The organism is Acinetobacter sp. UBA5934, from assembly GCF_002430855.1.
GTDB lineage: Bacteria > Pseudomonadota > Gammaproteobacteria > Pseudomonadales > Moraxellaceae > Acinetobacter.
In genome coordinates this window covers 9378-12275 of the sequence record NZ_DJDC01000092.1, presented here as the reverse complement: position 1 = coordinate 12275, position 2898 = coordinate 9378, and the positions used below count along the sequence as shown (strand labels likewise).

The following is a 2898-nucleotide window of genomic DNA, read 5'->3' as shown; positions in this document are numbered from 1 at the left end:
CCTCATTCATTAAATTTAAAATCAATATTTTTTTATTCAAAAACTTGTCTTCATAGTTTTCTTTATTAGTAGCTGACTTGTCTATTATAATAGCGCTGATTTTATATGATGGAAGAAAGTCTCTTGAGTATCATTGTTGCACTGGATGCTAAAAGCCAATATGACGCGTTAACGATTGCGGAGCAGTTAGATCCTGCATTATGTCGGGTGAAAGTTGGTAAAGAGCTCTTTACTCATGAAGGCCCAAGCGTGGTTAAGGCATTGTATGATAAGGGTTTTGAAGTTTTCCTGGACTTGAAGTTTCATGATATTCCAAATACCACAGCTCAAGCAGTGTGTGCTGCAGCGGACCTGGGTGTGTGGATGGTGAATGTACATGCATCTGGTGGCCGTAAAATGATGGAAACCTGTGCAGAGCGTTTACAAGCAGGTAACTACAAGACTCAGCTGATTGCGGTGACTGTGCTGACTTCCATGGGACGTGAAGATCTAAAGGATATTGGTTTGGATATTGAACCATTTGAACAAGTGCAACGTCTGGCGAAACTCACTCAAGAAAGTGGTCTAGATGGGGTGGTTTGTTCTGCTCAAGAAGCCAAAATGCTGCGTGAAACTTTAGGAGCAGACTTTGCTTTAGTCACGCCGGGTATTCGTCCGGTAGGTTCAGCAGCAGACGATCAAAAACGAATTGTCACACCGAAGCAGGCGATGCTGGATGGTTCTACACATTTGGTGATTGGTCGTCCAATTACCAAGTCGGATAATCCGCGTCAAATGCTGAAAGATATTTTGGCAACTTTGTAATTTTACACCCTCTTTCTAACTCTCTCCCAAAGGGAGAGAGAACGTTCCATTATCGTAAAAATGAACAAGTCCTCACTCTCTGAGAGATGAGAAGCACTGCTCCGCAAGGGAGGAAGAATTTAAATCGCTGCCAACACGCTCACCAATATCGGTGCCAATACCGAAAGAATAAAACCGCTTACCATGGCGTGTGGAATAAAATCATTACCGCAAGCCTGTTTTACCATGGGCAAGGTAACATCCATCGCGGTTGCTCCTGCTGAGGAAATTGCAGAACGTGGGTAGCGCCAACCGATAATATACATAAACACAATCGCCAGAATTTCTCTAAATAAATCATTCATCAGTGCAATACTGCCAAGATGCGCATTTTTAAGTTCAGTCACTACGATCCCAGTCATGGAATAAAAGCCATAACCTTGCGACAGCATGATGAGATCTTTTAAGCTGATATCTTGAATGATTGATGCTGTAACGAAAGCACCCAGTAGTGAACCGACGATGCAACCCAAGGGTACCAGTAATATTTTCCAATTTAACCAAGATCGGTCCAAGGGTGAATAGGCGAGATCCAAACCAATCAAAAACATGAATACCAATAATAGGTGCCATGTGCTTATCTGCAAGGTATAACCAAAGTTTGTTGCAGATTCAGAGAGTGCATAACCAAATAGCAATGCAATAAAAGCATAACTGATATTAATAAGTGATTTGCTGACCAGGCTCATGGATACTTTGCCATGACTGGGTTGATAGCCTAAAAGCTTGAATAATACATAACAGCAGATAAATGCACCGACACTGGTAAGTATGGCTAAAAGCGCGGCATGATTCAGAATTTGCCAAGGCTGAGCAATGGTGTGCAATGTTTGAGCAAACTCAATAGCAATAGCAATTAATAGTATATAAGTGAAATAGGGTAGAATCTGAAAAGCAAGACGTTCTAACCAGTGCGGTAAACGTCTTGCCAAAATAAATCCAAGTCCTAAGCAAATGAGTAATTGGAAAATCAACCAAAAGGATTGCATAAAGAATTAAGCAGCTAATAAATACCTGCTTATTATGACCTTTAAATATTTAGGCTGCACGACTCCCAGCCGTTTTATTTAGCAGACGGTAATCTGCAGGATTAAGTTTTCTGGTTTGTAGCCAATATTTCCATGTGTAGGTAGGCCAGAGAGCAAAGTTTTTACCGCCATCTTGTTGGTACCAGCTCACACAGCCAGATTGCCACACTGTACCATCGAGTAGTTTTTGTACATCCTGATTGAATCGGTCTTGAGCCTGATCTTTAACCACAATCGCATGACTATGAGAGCTTTCGACCAGTTCAATCATTTTCAGAATATAATTGACCTGAGCCTCAATCATAAAAATGACCGAGTTGTGTGCCAAAACCGTATTAGGCCCTAATAGCTGAAATAAATTGGGGAAGCCTTTGGTGCAAATACCATAAAAGCTTTCTGCACCCGCTTGCCAGGCATCTCGTAAATCTTGTCCGTGTTCACCAGTACATTTAAATGATTTTAGATAAATGCGAGGATCGGTAATAAAACCGGTGCCATAAATTAAGCAATCAATTTTGTATTCTTTGCCATCTTTGGTAATGATGCTGTTTGCGGTTAATTCCTGAATAGCCTCGGTCACCAGTTCAACATTGCTGCGGTTAAAAGTAGGGTAGTACTTATTAGACACTAAAATACGTTTGCAGCCCATGATGTAATCGGGTGTCAGTTTTTGAACCAGATTTCTGTCTTTGACCTGAAACCTGATAAAAGCTTCTGCCAGCTTTTGTGTATATTTCATCACTGTAGGTTGAACAATAGGAACCACGCGAGATTCGTTTGACCAATATAAACGTGCCCGATGCAGCTTTCTAAACCAGTTTAATTTTTTGAATAATTTCTTTTCGATATTCCAATAATGACGTTCATCTCTGGGAATGACCCAAGCCGCGGTACGCTGCAATACATAAAGTTGCTTAACTTTAGGCGCAATTTCAGGAAGATATTGAATCGCGCTGCCACCAGTTCCAATAGAGGCGACATACTTACCGGTTAAATCATATTGATGAACCCAGTGAGAGGAATGAAC

3 protein-coding genes are annotated in these 2898 nt (G+C 41.1%); 1 reads left to right on the top strand and 2 read right to left on the bottom strand.

The genetic code is table 11. The features are described from left to right. Window positions 1-108 precede the first annotated feature (108 nt). Window positions 109-804 carry an orotidine-5'-phosphate decarboxylase gene (gene pyrF / locus B2Y23_RS06575; protein ID WP_291369776.1) on the top strand — a complete coding sequence of 232 codons (696 nt, stop codon included), beginning with the start codon at window positions 109-111 and terminating at the stop codon, window positions 802-804. A gap of 119 nt (window positions 805-923) precedes the next feature. On the opposite strand, the gene B2Y23_RS06570 is transcribed toward pyrF, so the two are convergent. Both B2Y23_RS06570 and B2Y23_RS06565 read right to left on the bottom strand, forming a co-directional pair. Continuing rightward, complete coding sequence (locus B2Y23_RS06570) at window positions 924-1832, bottom strand: lysine exporter LysO family protein (RefSeq protein WP_291356864.1); 909 nt, start codon at window positions 1830-1832, stop codon at window positions 924-926. Window positions 1833-1881: 49 nt separating this feature from the next. Beyond that, a partial coding sequence (locus B2Y23_RS06565) for a flavin-containing monooxygenase (protein WP_291369774.1) occupies window positions 1882-2898 on the bottom strand: 1017 nt, incomplete at its 5' end.